This is a genomic window from Sediminibacillus sp. JSM 1682029 (assembly GCF_041366435.1).
In the GTDB taxonomy this organism is placed as follows: Bacteria; Bacillota; Bacilli; order Bacillales; family Amphibacillaceae; genus Sediminibacillus; species Sediminibacillus terrae.
In genome coordinates this window covers 441,506-458,615 of sequence record NZ_JBEWYY010000002.1, presented here as the reverse complement: position 1 = coordinate 458,615, position 17,110 = coordinate 441,506, and the positions used below count along the sequence as shown (strand labels likewise).

Here is a 17,110-nt window from a genome sequence, read left to right as displayed (position 1 = left end):
TTTCCTCTATATAATATTGCATTTACCCAAAAGATATGGTATTAATGTATCATTAGTAAATAAAATGTAATATTTTCAGAACTTCTGAAAAATAAAAGCGAAGAAGGAATGAAGTAGTGGATGGTTCCCTGTGACTCAGAGAGCTGCCGGATGCTGAAAGGCAGTACAAAACCATTCCGCGAATTACGTTCTGGAGTTTCTCCTGCGAAACCAGGGGACGGCTTGCCTGGCCGTTATTGAATCAAGTGGCATTCTTTGGAATGCAACAAGGGTGGTACCGCGAACAGCTTCGTCCCTTTATTTGGGGAGGAGGTTTTTTTGTTTGTTTATGGTTTGGCATTTCCCAGACAAAATAATCGGAAAAGGAGTGTTGAGCATGGATGTTTTGGAAGATTTGCAAATGCGAGGTCTCGTGCAACAGACCACTGATGAAGAGGGGTTGAAAAAACATTTAAAGGAAAATGTCGTGACGTTATACTGCGGCTTCGATCCCACGGCGGATAGCCTTCATATTGGACATTTGCTTCCGATTACCATATTGAAGAGATTTCAGCGTTCCGGCCATCGACCAATCGCGCTAATAGGCGGCGGAACAGGAATGATCGGGGATCCGAGTGGTCGTTCCACAGAAAGAACATTAAACGAAGCAGACGTAGTAAAAGGATTCAGCGAAAAAATCAAGCAACAACTTGCAAAACTGCTTAATTTTGAAGAAGGGAACAATGCAGCAGTAGCACGCAATAATTATGAGTGGCTTTCTCAAATGACGATCATTGATTTCTTAAGGGATACCGGAAAGCATTTCGGCATCAATTACATGCTTGCCAAGGAATCAGTAGAATCACGCATCCAGAATGGAATATCATTTACTGAATTCAGTTACATGATTTTACAATCACTTGATTTTCAAAACCTTTACGAAAAAGAAAACTGTACACTGCAAATCGGCGGAAGTGATCAATGGGGAAATATCACTGCCGGGATGGAATTGATCCGCAGAACGCGTGAGGATCAGGGAACAGAGGCAAAGGTTTTCGGTTTGACGGTGCCATTGATCACCAAAGCGGACGGTACCAAATTCGGCAAAACAGCTGGAGGAGCAGTATGGCTTGATCCGGAAAAAACGTCTCCGTACGAATTTTACCAGTTTTGGATCAATACAGACGACCGTGATGTAATGAAATTCATCAAGTACTTCACATTCATGGATCAAGAGGAGTTACGGTCACTTGAAAAAGAACATGAGGCTGCTCCGGAAAAACGTACAGCCCACACAAGGTTGGCGGAAGAAATGACAGAAATGGTTCATGGCAGAGAGGCCCTTGAGCAAGCAAAACGGATTTCCGGTGCCTTGTTCAGCGGAGATATCAAGTCATTGAACGCTGATGAAATCGAACAGGGCTTCAAGGATGTACCTTCTTACAAAAGAACAAAAGAAGATGCTAATATTGTCGAACTATTGGTAGAAGCAGGCATTTCTTCTTCTAAAAGGCAGGCCAGGGAGGATGTCAAAAACGGAGCCATTTACATCAATGGCGACAGGGAGCAGGATTTAGGCAAGACCATCGGGGCTGAAGAACGCATTGATGACAGATTTACCATTATAAGAAGAGGGAAGAAAAAGTATTTTTTGATTCGCTTTCAATGATTGATTTTCCATAAACTGAAAAAAGGGATAGTGACCAAATCAAAAACCGAACGATTTCGTTCGGTTTTTGATTGGAAAAGCAAACCGTTCTATCCTTTTCTTATGAATCGTGCAACTCTCCACGCCGGCAAGGTACTTCACTTTGTGCGCGCGCGGCTTCAGCTAACTTGGCAAGGAAAACTACTCATTTCGCACTCATCCCGCTGGAGTCAACGCACTTTGACTTCGTTGGATGGAGATAGCTACTCTTCTGATGTGATTTCCGTGTTTCCTATTGCCGTCATTGGTAGAAAGCTATGCTGCATGGAAACCAGGAATATTCGGTTCTCTGTCAAATGTGGTGGTGTGATTTTTCTTCCATTTTACTCAGGCTGCAGAGGAAATAAATTCGATTTCCACGGATGAACGCCCGAGCCTCCTCGCACAGCTCGCTGCGGGGTCTCGGCCGCCCGTTTTTCCGCAGGAGTCTCGCTTATTTTCTCTGCTACGCCATTTCGCTCTATAGAGCCTTATTAACTGCTTGCTGCTATAAAATTTTATGCTTTAATCGTTCAAATTAATCGTTTAAAGTCTTTGATGCCAAAAGAATCTCGTTTTAAAACGAATACGTGTCTTCTTTATCTACCTCTGCTGGAACTTCCCGGCGAACTTCATCCAATCCCAAATAGTTCTATGATAAAATGACCTTTCACTCATATCCCTCTCTTTTTCCTTTGGTGTCTTCAACCTTTAGGGTAACAAAGAGAGAGGGAATGAGTGTGTTTTTCTGCACACTGCAGGAAAACACATCACGATAGGGGACGCCACCACATTCAGTATGAGCCGAATATTCTTATGTTTCGCCCATGAACAAAAAATCTCCCCGCCTATGAAAGGCGGGGAGATTTTTATCAAGCAAGTTATTAACGAGAGTAGAATTCAACGATAAGCGCTTCGTTGATTTCTGCTGGAAGTTCAGAACGTTCAGGGAAACGAGTGTAAGTTCCTTCCAAAGCATCTTCATTGAAAGATAGGTATTCAGGAACAAAGTTGTTTGTTTCCACAGCTTCTTTAACGATATTAAGACTTTGTGACTTTTCACGAAGACCAATCACTTGTCCTGGCTTCACTCGGTAGGAAGCAATGTCCACGCGTCCGCCATCGACGGTAACATGACCGTGGCTTACAAGCTGGCGTGCTTGTCTGCGAGTGCGGGCAAGACCCAGACGGTAAACCAGGTTATCCAAACGGGATTCGAGAAGGATCATGAAGTTTTCACCATGGATACCTTTCATTTTTCCAGCCTGGTCGAACAAGCGACGGAATTGACGTTCGTTAATTCCGTACATGAAGCGAAGCTTTTGCTTCTCTTGCAATTGAAGACCATATTCAGATAATTTGCGGCGCTGGTTGGCACCATGTTGACCTGGGGCGTAAGGACGTTTATCTAGTTCCTTGCCAGTACCAGTTAAAGAAATTCCGAGACGACGAGACTTTTTCCATACAGGACCTGTATAGCGAGCCATTGTACATCTTCTCCTTTATATATAAGATTTGCATAAAATAAGACAGTGTGTTCCCGATCGCTGCCCATTTTGTTTTCATGTACCATCGCTCCAGCAGCAGAGAGTTACACGATACACCTTACAATCTATAAGGAACAAAATGAAACAGTCGGAGGTTCACGTAGGCTACCTTTTTTACACAAAGTCCATTATAGTTTTTTTGGATAGAGAAGTCAAGGGCCGTTTGCTTGAATACAAATATTCGGAATTATTCTAGGAAATAAGTAGGAAAAGAAGGTTTAATCATATATAATTAGGATATATCTCCTATCTCCGCTTAATACGTGGAAGACATGATTATATCATATTTATAATTATTTTCGTTAACAGATAGAAGAGAACATAACATTCCAGGCGCTTCCCCATCAGTGGTAAGCAGCCCTACTAATGATAGGTGAGAATTTATGGATACCAACAATAGATTATCGAGGTGTGAATGCTGGTACCGCATGCTCGATGCTTTCATGCAAGAAAGTGCCCCTGCCATTGATGAAGTGATTGCGAAAATTTGTCAGAAAATCAAGCAATTCATACCTGTGCGATTTGCGGCCATTTTTTATTACGATCCGTGGAAAAATGGTTATAGCTTGAAAACCGATGATTCTGAGCTGGAAAAATTGACAGTGGGGACCCTCCCGGATTCTATAGCTTCGAAGGATGATTCTGTGGAAGCAGGTGATGAGGTGTTCGTTTGTCCGTCTTCTCTTCAGTCTTTGTTGCTTCCATTAAGGGATGAAGAAAAAAAGCTTGGATTTCTTTTTATAGCCACAGATGTAATTACGGATTGGTGTCGGAAGGAATGCAGGACGATAGCAGAAGAAATCTCCGGTCAACTGCGTATTATATCCAATTACATACATACTGCGAAAAACAACTACAATCACCGGATTTTATACCGGGTTACGTCATCCTTTCATGCATCCATTCATACGAAAGATGTATTGGAAGAGATTATCTCTACATTGCAGAACGTTTATCCAGGATTTGATTATTATTTATACCTGTCCCAGGAGTTTCCGGGGGCGGATGACCTGCCTACTAAAGAGTTGATTTATAATGATAATGTTACTAACCGGTTTAGTGTCCATGCTTTCCTTACCGGAGAAGTCCAATACGAACAAATAAAGGAAACCTGCGAATCGAACTTATATATTCCGCTCAAAGGCAAGCAAGGGGTATATGGCGTGTTGCAAATCTATGCTTCCACTGTGACTGCTTTCCCGGCAGAAGAAGTGGATTTTATCACCTTGTTGGCAAACGAAGCTGGAAATGCAATGGAAAATGCCCGTCTTTATCAACAGTCTAAACAATTGATTGAAGACCTGCAATTGATTAACGAAACGTCCCATACCTTGAATTCGAACTTGCGGTTAATTGAAACGACTACTTTTGTGAATCGGCAAATCAAGGATAAATTCGGTGCGGAAGAGATCGGCTTCATTCTCTTCAAGGAAGACAGCGAGGAGGAATACGAAGTCCTGGACGGAAGTACGGATTACTTTTTGTCGAGTAAAGCAAAACAGTTCCTGGGCAATACACTTGAACTGCTTAAAAAACAACATGATGCTGTGTTCATTGGTGATTTTTCCATCAAGTATCCAGACATATTTTTGCCCTATCATTCTGTTATGGCTATACCGATGATACAGTCGAAACAAATCAAAGGCGCTATTTTCGTACTCCATTCAGATGCATATTATTTCTCTTTTGAAGCATTTAAGCTTATTCAATCACTTGTTCATCATTCTACACTTGCCTTTGTCAATTCAATGCTCCGAGAACAATTGGAACACTTGGTCATTACCGATTATCTCACCAGTCTATATTCAAGAAAATATTTGGATGAACGGCTTCAGGAACACTTGGCCGAGGATGAACAAGGTGCTTTTTTGCTAATCGATATCGATGACTTTAAAAAATTCAACGACACCTATGGGCACGAGCTGGGAGATGAACTGATCATTCAAGTAGCCTCTATTATAAAAGGACACTTAGGTATAGACGATTTCGCTGCCAGATGGGGAGGCGAAGAGCTTGCCGTTTATCTTCCGAACGCTTCCATAGATGACGGCATGGACACGGCTCACCAGTTAGTCCAGCAAGTCGAGGCCTTTACAGAACCTACGGTCACGATATCAGTAGGTGTGTCCTATTGGAACAAAGGGCAGGATCAGCGTTCGGGAAACGTTTTTGACAGGGCGGACGAAGCTCTTTATCAAGCAAAGGAACTTGGGAAAAATTGCGTCGTCAAAGCCAAATGCATCGGGGAGTTAAAGTAATGCGGACAAAAGCAGAGTGACCAAAATAAAAATCGAATGATACTTCGTTAGGTTTTTGTCAGAAAAAAGCAAGCCATTCTTACCCTTGTCTTATGAATCGTGCTCCACTCCGGCAAGGTACTTCGCTTTCCGCGGGCACGGCTTCAGCTAACATAACGAAGCACGCATCAAACAGCAGGATAAAAGGAAGTTTGTTGAATATACATATAAAAACCGAGCGAATTTGATTGATATCTTGAATTCGCTCGGTTTTTGCTTTGGTGGACATGTATTTGTCCCGGTCGGACTTCTGTTTGTCAAATATGTTTTTCCAAAATCTTGCCGAATTGTTCCAAATAAAATTGATCTTCTTTATCGAATCTGTTTTTGCTTGGACTGTCGATGTCCAGTACGCCAAAAATGGCATCTTCTTTATGAAGCGGGACGACGATTTCGGATTGGCTTGCAGCATCACAGGCTATATGGCCAGGGAATTGATTTACATCGTCAACAAGCTGGGTTTTTCCTTCCTGTACAGCTGTACCGCATACTCCGTTGCCGGATTTGATTCGAACACAAGCAGGCAAACCTTGGAACGGTCCTAATACCAGTTCATTTTCCCGCCAAATGTAAAAACCGACCCAATTGACATCTGTCAAAAATTGATTGAGTAAAGCAGAGGCATTAGCAAGGTTTGCTATGACATCTGGCTCATCTTCTAGTAAAGCCTCCAACTGCTTTAACAGCAATTTATAATCCTTTTCTCTGGATCCGGAGTAATTTTTCGTTTCAAACATTGTATCCCCGCCTTTTTCTTTGCATTTTTAGACAATTAATTTGATGCACTGCGACAGTTCGCGATTATCAACAGCATCTCGACAAGATGGATGCGGTATTTGACGAGCGACTGTTGCAGGACTCTCCCCGGTTATGTCGTAAAAGACAAGAGGAGGTGGTACCAATGACGAACAATCAAACGAAACAAAAGGTGATGGAAGCTGCTTGCAGGTTATTTTATGCAAAGGGCTACCATGGCACGTCTGTACGTGATATCGCTCATTCAGCTTCGGTCAATGTTTCGTTGATCAACTATTATTTTAATAGCAAACAGGGGTTATTGGAATCGATTGTCACCAGCTATTATGAACAATACATGAATATGCTTGAGGAAACAATGACAAATACCGAAGCGCAGCCGAAAATCGATCGGCTGAAGCAAATGATTGCAACTATTATACATTATAAGCAAGAACAGCATCAATTCACTTGTTTCATTCATCGGGAATTATCCCTTGATTCCGTGTTCGTCAGAGAGATGATGGTCACTTATTTGGCAAAGGAAAATTATCTGATCAACAGCGTTTTTCAAGAAGCTTTGCGTGATTCCGGCAATACAAAATTAGATTTGCAGTTTTTATATGTGCAGTTGAAGGGCTTGCTGAACAGTCCGTATTCGTCCGCGAACGAGTGGAAAACTCTGGTGAATTGGAATCAGTCTCAAGATTTTTTTGCGAAGAAATATGTCCAGTTGATCTGTCGTTGGATCGATTATTTGTCGGAAGGCACTGGGATGGATGAAAAAAGCAAGCCTAGCATACTGTCTCGTTAAAGCGGGTGAACTCGACACCTGCTTTTTTTCTTGCTTCCATACCACCTGCAAAACTTCAAGAAAACACGTCATCCGACAACTGTTGCCACCTTGTTTGAAAAATTTGTCGTTGTGTGAATAAATTTGAAAATTAATAAACAAAAATAGCTGTTAACATGGTATCATAATAGTAATCATCATCATCAGGATGTTGCAACAAACCAAAAAGCAACTGAATGCTGCGGAGCTTGAAACAGAGAAGGAAATTGCCTTTATAACGGAAGTTTTTTCCTCTCGTTTTAATATAATCATAGTTTATTGGATTAGTCAGGAGGTTTTTTATGGCATACATAATAGGCGGTATCCTTATTTTAATCGCTTTGATCATTTTTGGACTTATTTGGCGCAAAAGAATTTATGATGAAGTCGACCGTCTGGAAGGATGGAAGATGGATATTATGAACAGGAATGTAAGTGCAGAATTATCCAGGGTGAAAGCACTGAATCTATCGGGGGAAACCCAGGAAAATTTTGAAAAATGGAAGAGTCGTTGGGATTCGATTCTTACCAGGGAACTTCCCGATATGGAAGAATACTTGTTTGATGCTGAAGAAGCCGCAGACAAGTACCGTTTTTCTGCCTCGAAGCAAAATCTGCTTCGAGTAGAGGACGCCCTGAAAGCAATTGAGTCGGACATTGAACAAATGTATGTAGAGCTGGAACAATTGCTTGACTCGGAAGAGAACAGCCGGAAAGCAATCGAAGAGTTGAACCCGAGGGTGAAAGAGCTCAGAAAATCACTTCTGCATAACCGCCATCATTTTGGTAAATCAGAGGCTCGTTTTGAAGGCGAATTGGACGAAATCAATCGGACGATCGAAAATTATCACCAGCTTACAGAAGAAGGCAACTATTTTGAGGCGCAGAACCTTGTCGAAGGTTTACGCGAACACTTGTCGGAGTTAGAAACAAAAATGGAGGAGTTTCCGGGTATTTACAAAAAATGCCGCCATACACTTCCCAATCAGTTAGATGAACTGCAAAGCGGCATTGCTGGCATGAAAAAGGATGGATACCATATCTCGCATCTGGGATTTGAAAAAGAGATTCACCAGTATAAGACTAAGCTGCAGGATTTTGCAGAACAGCTTGATAAGGGTGTGTTGGAGGAAATCGTGCCTTTTCTGGAGCATGTCGATGAACGAATGAAGGAAATGTATCAATTGCTCGAGAAAGAAGCTATTGCAAAAAATTTCATAGAAAAACAGATGCCTTCCTTCCGTCGGGATTTGGAAATGGAAGTGAAGTCTTTCGAGGATACGAGACAGGAAGTGGAAAGTCTTCAGGAGTCCTACTATTTAGAGGATACTGACTTGGAGAATCACTTAAACCTGGACAAATTGGTCAAACAATTGAAAGAAGATCTTGAAAGTATTGACCGTGGACTTGATGAACATACAGCTACACATATTGAACTCCGGGAAAAAGTGGAGGCAGCGGCCAATGAATTGGAAAAACTCAAAGCGCGTCACGAAGCGTTCAGAAGTCAGATTCAATCTTTGAGAAAAGATGAATTGGAAGCGAAAGAACTGATTCTTGAAATGCGGAAAGCACTTCAAGATACACACCGGACATTGACGAAAAGTAATATACCAGGGGTCCCGGTGTTCATTTGGGAGCTGTTCGAAGAGGCGGCAGATCGGGTGGAAGATGTTGCAGGGAAGTTGGAACAACTGCCCCTCGATATGGGAGAAGTCCAGCATTCGCTGACAGAAGCTGACAAGGCCGTATCCTCCATGACAGAGCAGACTGAAATGCTGTTGGAACAGGCGAGGCTGGTCGAACTTGTCATCCAGTATGCCAATCGATACCGGAGTAAGTATCCTTTGTTGGCAGCAAGACTTTCCGAAGCCGAGCACAGATTCCGCCAGTTTGAATATGAGTCTGCACTGGAAGAAGCGGTTCAGGCCTTGGAGGAAGTCGAGCCGGGTGCGTTAAAGAGACTCGAAGCATATAGTAAGGTACCGAGCTGATTGAACCAATGAAAATAAACTGGCTCATTGGGATACTGACTGGAACCGCCCTGCTGTTATGGGCTGCTGCAGCCTTGTTGCTCTGGGAAGATTTTCACCATGAAAATGTCAGCAAGCTTGCAGTCGACCATTCGATGGCGAAACGGATGGACAGAAAGTTTGTTGGAGCAGGTACGATTAGATATCGAAACGGTGCGATTGAAATTAAGCCAAGTGAAACGAATGTCGAAACACCTGTCATTTCAGTCGATGAATTACTTTCCGATCTGCATATTCACCACAAATAATCCCTTGCTGACAAGATTGTAGCAAGGGATTATTTGTGGTATTATAAATGATTGCATAAATAACAAAAGGGGAGGGACGTTTCCGTGATTTATTTGGACAATAGTGCCACAACAAAACCTTATCAAGAAGTTATCGATAGTTTTACCCAAGTGTCGGAAAAGTATTATGGAAATCCCTCATCGATTCATCGAACTGGCGCTGCAGCTGAAAGGCTTTTATGGAGGGCCAGGCAGCAGGCAGCAGAATTGCTTGATGTCAAAGAGGAAGAAATTGTTTTCACTTCTGGCGGTACAGAAGGGAACAATACAGCTATAAAAGGAATCGCACTTGCCCATCAAAAAAGGGGCAGGCACATTATCACTTCCTGTATCGAGCATCCATCCGTGCTTGAAGCATGCAGAGGGTTGGAGGGTCTTGGTTTTTCCGTGACCTATCTTCCAGTAAACCATCAAGGCCTTGTCGATCCTGCAGCTGTGGAAGCGGCGATAACCGAAGAAACAATTTTGATCAGCATTATGCATGTCAATAATGAACTGGGCACCATACAACCGGTTGAAGAAATCGGAAAAATTGCCAAGCAATATCCAAAATTGCATTTTCATGTGGATCATGTGCAAGGTTTTGGCAAAGTGCCTTTGCCACTAACGAACAGCGGCATTGATTTATGCACTATTTCAGGCCATAAAATACATGGCCTTAAAGGAACAGGACTACTATATGCAAAAAAGGGGACCCATCTATTTCCCTTGATGCATGGAGGGGGACAGGAACAATCGATACGTTCTGGAACAGAAAATCTGGCCGGGACTGTTTCCCTGGTAAAGGCTTTACGTCTCATTCTGGAAGAACAACAAAAGGGAAAACAACACCTTCTGGATATGAAAGAGAGGCTGTGGTCTTGCCTGGATAAGACAAAGCAGGTTTCAATCAATTCTCCCGCAGGCCATGCACCGCATATCATCAATATATCTGTTCCTGGTTTTAAACCAGAGGTCCTGATTCATGCCTTAAGCGAAAAGGGATATTATATCTCGACTAAATCAGCGTGTTCATCAAAAAATGAAGATGTCAGTGCTGTATTGGCTGCTTGCGGAATGCCGGAATCGAAAAGCAGCTCTGCATTGCGTATCAGTCTTTCTTATCATAACCAGCAGCGGGAAATCGAAGGGTTTTGTAAAGCGCTTGGCGAGACACTGCATCAATTTAGCGAAGTAATGGGGTAGATACTATGCATTATGAATATATTTTGATCCGGTATGGTGAAATTGCCTTAAAGGGCAAAAACCGGAAAATTTTCACGCAGAAATTACAAGAAAACGTACAAAGTGAATTAAAAGATATACCTGATATTAAAGTAAAGCGTCAGCGTGACCGAATGTACATTTTACTAAATGGCCAGGATCCGGAGCCGATTATCAATCGTTGTAAAACCATATTCGGCATCCACAGTTTAAGCAAGGCTATAAAGGTAGATAACGAAGAAGAACAGATTAAAAAGGCTGCTTTGTTTGCCCTTCAAGAGGCACAAGGTGTCAACACGTTTAAAGTGACGACAAAGAGGACCGACAAAAACTTTCCTGTGCGTTCGCAGCAATTCAATCAAGTACTAGGCGGTTATTTGCTTAAGAACACAGAAGGATATACAGTGGATGTTCATCAGCCCGATATGGAACTCAGAGTCGAAATCCGGCAAGACGGTACGTATATCACTTCGCAAAAGATACTTGCCGCAGGTGGCCTGCCGGTCGGGTCATCAGGGAAAACGCTGCTCCTGCTATCTGGCGGGATCGACAGTCCTGTCGCAGGTTATTTAACGATGAAACGAGGAGTTCAAGTAGAGGCTGTTCATTTTCATTCTCCGCCTTTCACGAGTGAACGTGCAAAACAAAAAGTGTTTGATTTGGCACGACAATTGACGAAATACGGTCATTCTATCCGCATACATGTTGTACCGTTTACCAAGTTGCAGCAAAAGGTGCACCAAGTGATACCACATGGTTATTCCATGACGGTCATGCGCCGGATGATGATGCGGATCAGTGAACAAATTGCCTCTAGGGAAGGTATTCTTTCCTTGACGACCGGGGAGAGTCTTGGACAGGTCGCCAGCCAAACAATGGAAAGCATGCATGCCATTAATGAAGTGACGAATTATCCGGTTCTGCGTCCACTTATCACGATGGACAAAGAGGATATAATCGATATATCTCAACAAATCGATACGTACGATATATCGATCCGCCCTTATGAAGATTGCTGTACCGTTTTTGTGCCGGATGCACCAAAAACTATGCCGCGGAAAGAAAAAGTGAATCAGTTCGAACAGGCGGAAGATTTCAGCGACTTGTTAACTGAAACATTGGAAAACATCGAAGTAGTAACAATCGACTCCCAGGCAAAAGAAGAAGAATTCGATGCTCTGTTATAAATCTCTTTCCTATTCATTTTAACCTTTAACCGTCATGGTTAGTATTAACTGCGCAGTAAATGTAATAGGAAGTTCCGTTGCCTATTCAAAAAGAGTGTGAACCCCCGCTTCGGTAGCATATTTAGCTTTATTTAGCTTTCCGCGGGCACGGCTTCAGCTAACGTGGAAAAGAAAATCACTTTACCAAGTGGATCTTCAGCTTGCGCTGTTCCGCTGGAGTCTGCGTATGCTAGCTGCGCTAAGAAGCATGCTGATTATTGTAAGCCCTAGAGACTTTTTCTTTGAGACCCAACAAGACATCTTAAAATTACTTGTCAGGAAACTTGTACTTCTCTTCATAAAAAACTGTTCGGGTACCACTAGGATTTTCTGCCTATTTTCCCGGCTATGTCTATTGATGAGACGTCAGTAGGTGTTCGGCTGCGGAAATACCTTGCGCTTTCCGCGGGCGGCTGGTGAGCTTCCTCGAGCTTGCGCTCTGCGGGATCTCACCGAGGCCTTTCCTCCGCTGGGTATTGCATTCCTGTTTATAAACTAGAGCACTAGGCATGTTCTCTTGATTCACTTGGTACTATATGAACGAATATAGGAAAGTTAGGAAGAAGCATTCAAACTATGCCGCAGTTTCTATCTTTAATTGGCCGTGAATAGTTGGTTAAAGCTGGCATATCTCCCAGTTATCTCACTGTATGGACCCCTTCCCGCCCGAGCATGCTATGGTTACAGGGAAGGAGGTGAGAAGACATGGCTAACAGCAACAACAGCAACCAGCTTCTTGTACCTGGAGTTGAACAAGCGTTGAACCAAATGAAAACTGAGATTGCTCAAGAATTCGGTGTACAACTTGGCGCCGACACAACTTCCCGTGCTAACGGTTCCGTTGGTGGAGAAATCACCAAGCGTTTGGTATCGATGGCACAACAGCAATTCCGTGGATAATCAAATAGAGAATATGGCAAAAAGGGTAGTGTGCGAGCACTACCCTTTTCATTTAGTTCTAAAACGGTTAAAATGATTTACAATTCATCATACTCCGACAATTTTCCCTGGTCGGCAGGGAATGTTTTAGTTGAACAACAAAGGAATCACAGAAAAAGGGGAAACGTATTATGGGAATTATCTGGCAAGGCGGAACGATTTATACAATGAAATCAGAAATGGATACAGTTGAAGCTGTTTTTACAGAAGAAGGAAAGATAATCGATGTCGGGACCGTTTCCGATTTACAAAGAGTTTACGAGGGAAGGATCGATAAGGTTCAAGACTTACAAGGGAATACCATGTTCCCCGGCTTTATTGACAGTCACTTACATATTATCGGCCATGGGGAAAAATTGATCCATTTGGATTTATCGGAGATGAAATCTGCCGAGGAGGTAAAAGCTGCCCTCCGCAGCCGTGTTTCCCAGCTCGAACCTGGTGAATGGTTGATCGGGGAGGGATGGAACGAAAATCACTGGGAACATCCCGTCATACTTCAAAGGGGGGAGCTGGATGAAATAAGTCCGGAAAATCCAATGATGTTGACCCGCATTTGCCGGCACGCTTTGCTAGCTAACTCGCTAGCTATGGAACGGGCTGGCATCACAAAAGAAACGGAGAATCCTCAGGGAGGTGTCATTGTAAGGGATGCTTCTGGAGAAACAACAGGTTATTTCCTTGATACTGCACAGGAATTCATTAAAAATGTCATTCCGGAAATGTCTGAGGAACATTTGACTGCTATCGTACAAACCGCAATTGATGATTTACATCGAAACGGGCTGGTTGGCGGCCATACAGAAGATTTAAATTACTACGGTGGTTTTCTAAAAACATACCATGCCTTTACGAACGGAGTGGATGGGGATAAACGAAAATTCCGCGCTCACTTACTTGTTCATCATGAGGTAATCGACGATATGGTTTCGACAGGTCTTGATTACCATAAAGGTACTGAATTCATTGAAATGGGTGCGATGAAAATTTTTTCCGACGGTGCGCTTGGCGGCAGGACAGCTTGGCTTACAGAACCTTATGAAGATGACCGGGAAAATGAAGGTATCAATATTCATACCGTAGAAAGTCTGGAAACACTGGTCCAAAAAGCGAGAGGCTACGGCATGCCTGTTGCTGTTCATGCTATTGGGGACAAGGCAGTCGAAACTGTTGCAGAAACGCTGAGAAAGTATCCTCTGGAGAATGGAAGACGTGACCGGATTATCCATGCCCAGATTGTTAACGACCGTCTGCTGGACTTACTGACAGAGCTTGATGTCGTGCTGGATATTCAACCCACCTTTGTCGCATCGGATTTCCCGTGGATTATCGAGAGGATAGGGGAACGTCGCTTGTCGCATGCATATGCTTGGAAAACCTTTCTTGAGAGGGGTATTTCTTGTGCTGCTGGTTCTGATGCTCCGATTGAGAGTATCAATCCGTTGCTGGGGATAGAAGCGGCTGTTTTGAGAAAATCGAGTGTGGACGGTGCCAGCTATCAAGAAGATGAGCGGTTGACCATGTACGAGGCAATTTCTTTATATACAAATGGCAGTGCTTATGCATCTTGCCATGAGCAGGGCCAGGGGAAAATAGCTCCAGGATATAATGCTGATTTTACTATCTTTGATCGGGATCCTTTTAAAATCAGTCCCGAGCAAATTACCACATTACAGGTCCAAAATACTGTAGTGGATGAGACAGTCGTTTATCAAAAAAATCACTGGCAGCAAGAAACGTATTAAGTAGTTTTCTCATTTGTGAATTCCAGAGGGAAACGTTGTGCCAAACCACTTGCGCTGTCCGCGTTCGTTGTTGATTGCGCGATGAGTAAATGGTGGTGTCGCCTGCGGTAACATTCACAGTCAAACAGTGGCCAACCGAAAAAGAGTGATTTCCTTGATCCATCATGGAAATCACTCTTTTTTTCTTCTCATGAAGTATTGCGCAGCTGTTCTGAGATGTCCGGAAGTCACGCTTGAAGTCCGGAGGAATAGAGGACAGCAATTTCTTCAAATTAGACGGAAAAGCGGTCCGTATGGTCATCCAATTCCATACAGACCCTTTTTTAAGTCATCACCTTAGCTTCTCCATCAGAGTACGAGAGTTATAAAAAGGTTCTTTTCACTCTGTCCCAGTATGAGTTGTTTTTTAATTTTACCGTTTTCACTATTTTATCACTCAGGGTCACCGACAAATCTTGTATATTCCGTACAGAGTAGGCCTCATTGTCGAACCCGATTATCGGATAATCGTTTCCATCCTGAATCACCTTCAACGTCAACTTTCTCGACTTGTCCAAAACAAAGGAAGACCCAAGCGTCCGGTACCGGTTATTGTTCAAGGATGCCAGTTCGGTCACTTGAAAACAAGGTGTTTTCGGATCGACGACTGCTCCGTTGGTAGATTTATTGTACCCCGTACTGCCGGTAGGAGTAGCCACAATCAAGCCATCTCCTCGGAATGTTTCAAAATGCTGGTCGTCGATATAGACATCCATCACGATCGTTTTAATCAATGTTGATCGGATACTTGCTTCATTCAAACATAGAAAGTGGGCCTGGTGGTTGACCTGAACATCGATGACCGGAAAGCGGCGAACCTCCAACTCCTCATGAAGGATAGAATTGACCATCTCATCATAATTATCGAGGTTGAAATCACAATACAAACCAGCTTCATTGGATCTGGCGATGCCTGTGTACAAGCAATCCTGGCGAAAACCAGTTTTTCTGACTGCCTGTAAAAAGGCCCCGTCTCCTCCTACACTGATGATGATATTGGCATCCTCTGACTTGTCTACAATATTGAACCCATTCTCTTTTGCAAGTTTGAATAATGGTTGGAGATTTTTTTCGAGTTCCTCTTCTTTTGGGTAGTAAAAATAAAGGTTGCGACGATTGTCCATATTGCTTCCTCCTGTCTGACTGTATAGTTATCCTTTGTTGTTCTCCATCTCACAGAGCCTTGCACCTGTGAGTAAACGCTTTATATTTATGTTATCATTCTTTTTTTCATAATCCCAGCAGGAACATAATCAACAATCCTTGTTTAATCCATAGTCATTTTGAAAATACTGGAGACGATGGAGGTGTTTGTATGGGTTGGCTGCTGTCCGCAGGTATCATCCTGTTTCTTGTCTTGTTGTCCCTTATCCTTCTCTTATGTGTGCGGGTTTACATGACGATAGATTATCAATACGAAAACGGCTCCGATTATCTTCAAATCCAGCTGGAGATATTGGGATTCCGTGTTTTTCATAAAGAACTTTACCCTTTGTCAGAAAAGAAAGGGCTGTCAAAGTCAAATGAAATGGCAAATCCAGAAAGCGAACCGGTCAAGTCGTTAAAACGAAAATGGCGCGACCTGAAGCATCACTTCCAAGTTTATCGTTCTATCCTGCCACAATTTCTCGAATTCATATCTAAAATTTCAATTCATCAATTCTCCTGGAGAACGAAGCTGGGCCTGGCAGATGCAAAAACTACGGGTTTAGCAGCTGGTGCTGGATGGGGGATTAAATATAGCTTGATTGCTTGGCTTCGTTCTCATGTCAAACAGATGCCGGTGGAAGAGATTGATATCCAGCCGTTGTTCCAACATGAGTTTCTTTCTACAGAAGCGCAGTGTATCTTTTCCTTTCGTTTAGGTAAAGCTATACGCATCATTCGACATATTATGAAGCAGGTCTCAGGTAAAACAATGAAGTCTGTGAATGAACCGGTAAATACTTAAGGAGGTTAATAATAAATGAGTGAACATCCAATTGAGGGTTTGATGACTACTGCAATGGAAAATCTGAAAGATATGGTCGATGTCAATACGATTATTGGAGATCCAGTAGAATCTCCGGATGGCAGTATGATCATAACCGTTTCCCGGGTGGGGTTCGGCTTTGCGGCAGGCGGCTCTGAATTCAAAGGACAGTCATCGGGCGGGGGAGACAACTCCGATTCCGGGGAAGGCAGTGGGATGCCGTTTGGCGGAGGAAGTGGTGGGGGAGTATCCATCACACCGATAGCATTTTTGATCGTAAATGAAAAAGGCGTACAAATGATACATCTGGATCAAAGTACCCACCTTTATGAGAAATTGTTGGATTTCGCCCCGCAAGCGATGGATAAAATCCAGGAAATGCTGAAAGGGACCTTGGGTAAGTTGGAAAAAGGAAGCGGAAAAGAAGATAAAGAAAAGGGAGAGAAAGCAGGAAAAGATAAAAAAGATAAAAAAGGAAAAGATAAGAAAAACAAAGAAGAAAGTGACGACGAGGATTCCGAAGAAAGTGATGACGAGTGATGGGATCGGTCTTTATGTTAGACATTCCATTTCAATGCCTTCATAATGG

General features: G+C 42.9%; 14 protein-coding genes and 1 other annotated feature. Of the genes, 11 read left to right on the top strand and 3 right to left on the bottom strand.

Annotated elements, in window-relative coordinates; all coding sequences use genetic code 11:
• Positions 1-91 precede the first annotated feature (91 nt).
• Positions 92-300, top strand: a binding site (T-box leader).
• A 76-nt stretch (positions 301-376) separates the two neighbouring features.
• Complete coding sequence (gene tyrS / locus ABVF09_RS06140) at positions 377-1,648, top strand: tyrosine--tRNA ligase (protein ID WP_153464817.1); 1,272 nt, start codon at positions 377-379, stop codon at positions 1,646-1,648.
• Between the two features lie 902 nt (positions 1,649-2,550).
• Here the strand turns inward: tyrS and rpsD are convergent.
• Positions 2,551-3,153: a 30S ribosomal protein S4 gene (gene rpsD / locus ABVF09_RS06135; RefSeq protein ID WP_026569685.1), complete on the bottom strand. Its 603-nt coding sequence runs from the start codon at positions 3,151-3,153 to the stop codon at positions 2,551-2,553.
• Positions 3,154-3,596: 443 nt separating this feature from the next.
• Here rpsD and ABVF09_RS06130 point away from each other — a divergent pair, with 443 nt between their 5' ends.
• Complete coding sequence (locus ABVF09_RS06130) at positions 3,597-5,471, top strand: sensor domain-containing diguanylate cyclase (RefSeq protein WP_371068773.1); 1,875 nt, start codon at positions 3,597-3,599, stop codon at positions 5,469-5,471.
• 296 nt (positions 5,472-5,767) lie between these two features.
• Here ABVF09_RS06130 and ABVF09_RS06125 read toward each other — a convergent pair whose 3' ends face one another.
• Positions 5,768-6,247 (bottom strand): GAF domain-containing protein, encoded by a 480-nt coding sequence (locus ABVF09_RS06125; RefSeq protein WP_371068772.1) that lies wholly within the window; start codon positions 6,245-6,247, stop codon positions 5,768-5,770.
• Between the two features lie 164 nt (positions 6,248-6,411).
• Here ABVF09_RS06125 and refZ point away from each other — a divergent pair, with 164 nt between their 5' ends.
• The 7 genes from refZ (at position 6,412) to ABVF09_RS06090 (ending at position 14,510) form a co-directional block, all read left to right on the top strand.
• The gene (gene refZ / locus ABVF09_RS06120; RefSeq protein WP_026569687.1) at positions 6,412-7,059 is read left to right on the top strand and encodes a forespore capture DNA-binding protein RefZ; all 648 of its coding nucleotides are present in this window, start codon (positions 6,412-6,414) and stop codon (positions 7,057-7,059) included.
• 320 nt (positions 7,060-7,379) lie between these two features.
• Positions 7,380-9,071 carry a septation ring formation regulator EzrA gene (gene ezrA, locus ABVF09_RS06115; protein ID WP_371068771.1) on the top strand — a complete coding sequence of 564 codons (1,692 nt, stop codon included), beginning with the start codon at positions 7,380-7,382 and terminating at the stop codon, positions 9,069-9,071.
• 8 nt (positions 9,072-9,079) lie between these two features.
• Entirely contained in the window at positions 9,080-9,358 is a 279-nt protein-coding gene (locus tag ABVF09_RS06110) for a hypothetical protein (protein ID WP_026771066.1), read from the top strand.
• 84 nt (positions 9,359-9,442) lie between these two features.
• Positions 9,443-10,582, top strand: coding sequence for a cysteine desulfurase family protein (locus ABVF09_RS06105; protein WP_371068770.1), 1,140 nt, complete (start codon positions 9,443-9,445; stop codon positions 10,580-10,582).
• A gap of 5 nt (positions 10,583-10,587) precedes the next feature.
• A complete protein-coding gene (thiI, locus tag ABVF09_RS06100; protein WP_371068769.1) occupies positions 10,588-11,787 on the top strand; it encodes a tRNA uracil 4-sulfurtransferase ThiI in 1,200 nt (399 codons plus the stop codon).
• 744 nt (positions 11,788-12,531) lie between these two features.
• Positions 12,532-12,726 (top strand): alpha/beta-type small acid-soluble spore protein, encoded by a 195-nt coding sequence (locus ABVF09_RS06095; RefSeq protein WP_026569693.1) that lies wholly within the window; start codon positions 12,532-12,534, stop codon positions 12,724-12,726.
• 170 nt (positions 12,727-12,896) lie between these two features.
• The gene (locus ABVF09_RS06090) at positions 12,897-14,510 is read left to right on the top strand and encodes an amidohydrolase (RefSeq protein WP_371068768.1); all 1,614 of its coding nucleotides are present in this window, start codon (positions 12,897-12,899) and stop codon (positions 14,508-14,510) included.
• A 362-nt stretch (positions 14,511-14,872) separates the two neighbouring features.
• Here the strand turns inward: ABVF09_RS06090 and ABVF09_RS06085 are convergent, their stop codons facing one another.
• Entirely contained in the window at positions 14,873-15,673 is an 801-nt protein-coding gene (locus tag ABVF09_RS06085) for an NAD kinase (RefSeq protein WP_026569695.1), read from the bottom strand.
• A 272-nt stretch (positions 15,674-15,945) separates the two neighbouring features.
• Here ABVF09_RS06085 and ABVF09_RS06080 point away from each other — a divergent pair, with 272 nt between their 5' ends.
• A complete protein-coding gene (locus ABVF09_RS06080; protein WP_371068767.1) occupies positions 15,946-16,500 on the top strand; it encodes a DUF2953 domain-containing protein in 555 nt (184 codons plus the stop codon).
• Positions 16,501-16,515: 15 nt separating this feature from the next.
• Positions 16,516-17,061 carry a GerW family sporulation protein gene (ytfJ, locus tag ABVF09_RS06075; protein WP_026569697.1) on the top strand — a complete coding sequence of 182 codons (546 nt, stop codon included), beginning with the start codon at positions 16,516-16,518 and terminating at the stop codon, positions 17,059-17,061.
• Positions 17,062-17,110: the final 49 nt, after the last annotated feature.